Origin of the sequence: Mesorhizobium sp. M7A.F.Ca.CA.004.04.2.1, assembly GCF_004022825.1 — a bacterium.
Lineage (GTDB): Bacteria > Pseudomonadota > Alphaproteobacteria > Rhizobiales > Rhizobiaceae > Mesorhizobium.
The window spans coordinates 1-2,851 of the sequence record NZ_RZPH01000795.1; the positions used below are offsets into that span (position 1 = coordinate 1).

At 61.2% G+C, this 2,851-nt stretch carries 4 protein-coding genes and 1 pseudogene; 2 read left to right on the plus strand and 3 right to left on the minus strand.

The window, feature by feature from the left end; all coding sequences use genetic code 11:
- From EN893_RS27135 to EN893_RS27145, 3 genes and pseudogenes are all read right to left on the minus strand, one after another.
- A pseudogene (locus tag EN893_RS27135) lies at positions 1-328 on the minus strand (hypothetical protein); the annotation flags it as partial.
- Positions 325-1,083 (minus strand): copper homeostasis protein CutC, encoded by a 759-nt coding sequence (locus EN893_RS27140; RefSeq protein ID WP_236383344.1) that lies wholly within the window; start codon positions 1,081-1,083, stop codon positions 325-327. The pseudogene EN893_RS27135 and the gene EN893_RS27140, both read right to left, overlap by 4 nt.
- Positions 1,084-1,180: 97 nt before the next feature.
- On the minus strand, positions 1,181-1,612 hold the full coding sequence (locus EN893_RS27145) for a cupin domain-containing protein (protein ID WP_127268342.1): 432 nt from the start codon (positions 1,610-1,612) through the stop codon (positions 1,181-1,183).
- A 223-nt stretch (positions 1,613-1,835) separates the two neighbouring features.
- On the opposite strand from EN893_RS27145, the gene EN893_RS27150 reads away from it, so the two are divergent.
- Both EN893_RS27150 and EN893_RS27155 read left to right on the plus strand, forming a co-directional pair.
- Positions 1,836-2,324 carry an Hsp20 family protein gene (locus tag EN893_RS27150; RefSeq protein WP_127268343.1) on the plus strand — a complete coding sequence of 163 codons (489 nt, stop codon included), beginning with the start codon at positions 1,836-1,838 and terminating at the stop codon, positions 2,322-2,324.
- A gap of 68 nt (positions 2,325-2,392) precedes the next feature.
- Positions 2,393-2,848, plus strand: coding sequence for a hypothetical protein (locus EN893_RS27155; protein WP_127268339.1), 456 nt, complete (start codon positions 2,393-2,395; stop codon positions 2,846-2,848).
- The last annotated feature ends 3 nt before the right edge of the window (positions 2,849-2,851 follow it).

The following is a 2,851-nucleotide window of genomic DNA, read 5'->3' on the forward strand; positions in this document are numbered from 1 at the left end:
CACCAGGCGCATCGGCGATCTCGAAGCCTTCATCATGACCTTCGACCAGGACGCCCGCCACGACAACCCGGTCGACATAGACGAAGCGCTCGTAGCGTTCGCGAAACCAGAGGAAATTCGGGCTGTCGTAGCGGGCGTCCTGGTCGAAGGTCATGATGAAGGCTTCGAGATCGCCGATGCGCCTGGTGTAAAACGCTTCGCCAAGCAGGAAGGACAGCCGCTCAGCCTCCAGCCACGACAGTTCTGCGGCATGCTCGTTGTTGAGCGCCAGGATCGCCGCTTCGTCTGCGGCCGATACACGGGCTATCGGGGCAGGGGTCGAGGTCATGCCTTGGCTGCCGCGATCGTTGCCGCCACCAGTGATGTGTCGGTGAGCGTGTTGCGGTATTCGCGATCGAGATCGGAACCACCCATGCCGACATGGGGATTGCGGTAGTCCATGGCACTCGGCACATCCTTGAGGGCGGCAAAATGCATTTCGGACAGGCCGGTTTTGCTGCGCACTTCGGCAATGTTGTGCAAATCCAGTCCGCCGCAGCCGAGGATGACGATGCGCTCGCCGGCCTGCCGCACCAGATCCGCCAACAGCGGCAAGCCTTCGATAGCAGTGTCACGCTGGCCGCTGGTCAGCACGCGGCCGACCTTGCTGCGGATCAGCGATTCGAGCGCCTCGGCCGGGTCGCGCGTCATGTCGAAGGCGCGATGACAGGTGACGTTCAAGGGGCCGGCCGCCTGCGTCAGTTCGCTCATGCGCGCCTCGTCCATGGTGCCATCGGCGTTCAGGCAGCCAAACACCACGCCGGGCACGCCGAGTTCGCGCAATGCCGAGACATCGGCCAGCATCGAGGCATATTCGGTCTCACTGTAGAGAAAATCGCCGCCGCGTGGCCGCACCATGACGTGAAACGGCACACTTGCCTGCTCGAGGGCGGCGCGGACCGTGCCGAGGCTCGGCGTGATACCGCCTTCGATGAGGCTGGCGCATAGTTCGACCCGGTCGGCGCCGGCGGCTTGCGCCGCGAGAAGGCCGTCAATGCCTTCGACACAGATTTCGATCAGCGGAAGGCGGAGAGCTTTGGTCAAGGGGCGATCCAGTCCATGATTTCCCGCCAGCCCTAGCACCGGGCCGGTCGCAGCGAAAGCGCGAACAGCCTTCCGCCTTCGGGCACGGACTTAGCGGTTATTGGCGCAATTCCGTATTCTTCGCGCCTTGCTCGACCTGATCGATCACAAGAAGCTTCACCTCGACATCCCCGATATTGGTGGCCTGATGCCACTGGCCGATCATTTCGATGATGAAATCGCCAGCCTTGTAGGTGTTGCTGATGCCGGTCTCGACATTGGTGACCTTCAGCGTGCCGGCCTGGACATAGGCGTAGCGCGGAAAGGGGTGCCTGTGGACCGGCAAGGTCGCGCCCGACGCGATGTCGTAGGTCGAGACCAGCACCTGCACGCTCTTCTGCGGCAACGTGATCGGTTGGCCGGACGCGGTCGTCGTGCGCGACGCAAGAGGTGTCACGACGACAGGCGTGCCGCTGCTGTCCAGCGCGCGGGCCGGGTTCGCGGAAAAGGCCACCGCGAGCAGCAGTCCGGACATCAAAATTTTTCGCATGATTCGCTCCACCCCTGGCGTCAACATCGCGCAGTGGCCAGCAGCACGCAAGGCAGCGCCTTGGGCACCTGCCTGCCGGCCAAAAATATTTTTGACGTCCCTCTTGAAGGAAAAAAACACGATTACCAGATCGTTTTCCGTCGAGGCTTCGGCTCGACATACTGGCGTCGCAGCGGCGCTGCGACAGCCTCGTAACCCATGTTGCTTCACGGAGGATATGGCTATGAGAAGTTCTGATTATACCCCTCTTTACCGCACAACGGTCGGCTTCGACCGTCTCTTCGATATGCTCGAAAAAAGCGTGCGCTCTGACTGGCCTCCCTACAATATCGAGAAGATTGGCGAGAACGACTATCGCATTACGATGGCTATCGCCGGCTTCGCTCTCGATGAGGTCGAACTCATGCAAAACGGCCCCGAATTGTCTGTCATCGGCCAAAGGAAACCCGACCAGGAAAATCGGGAGGTCCTTCATCGCGGCTTGGCGACGGGCAACTTCAAGCAGGTGTTCAAACTTGCCGACCATGTAAAGGTCAAGGCGGCCAACCTCGAGAATGGCTTGCTGTCGGTGGACCTGATCCGCGAAGTGCCCGAGGAACTCAAGCCTCGGCGCATTGAGATAGGGTCCGAAGCCAAAGCGGTTTCGCTCGAGCAACCCGGCAAGAAGCAGTTGATCGATTCGGATGCGGAGCCCCAGCGCGAGGTCGCCTGATTCCTGGAACCTGGATCTACGGTCCGCCTCCCGGTTCGGCCGGGAGGCACAGTTCGCGGAGAATGGAGATGAGAACCGAAGCCTACAGTTTTCACCAACCTGAACCGAAATATCTTGCCGCGGAATCCGCTGAGTTGCGGACGCCGGATGATGTGCTGAACGAGGAGACGATGACGATCGGTGCAAAGCGGGCTTTGCTCGCTTTCTGGGCTTCCGACGTTCATGCGGTTCCTGACAATCCCGCGTTGCGGCAATTGGACAACGGCGCCATCGTTGAAGTCAGTGACATACTCCGCGCGCTCCACCTCCTGGACGAATCCGGGCGGGAACCGCGTTTTTCAATGTTGCCGTCAGCCGTCAGCCTGTCTTTCGACCGGCGCCGCAGGAAGAGCCGTCTCGGTTGGATGCGGCACCCCTGGCGAGATGACGACGATGATCCGCCGCCAATCCCGGCCTTTGCAACGGTGCCGCCCGGGCGTGGAGGTGGCGGCATGTTGGCCGAGCCGGAGCATGCAATCGCATGATTT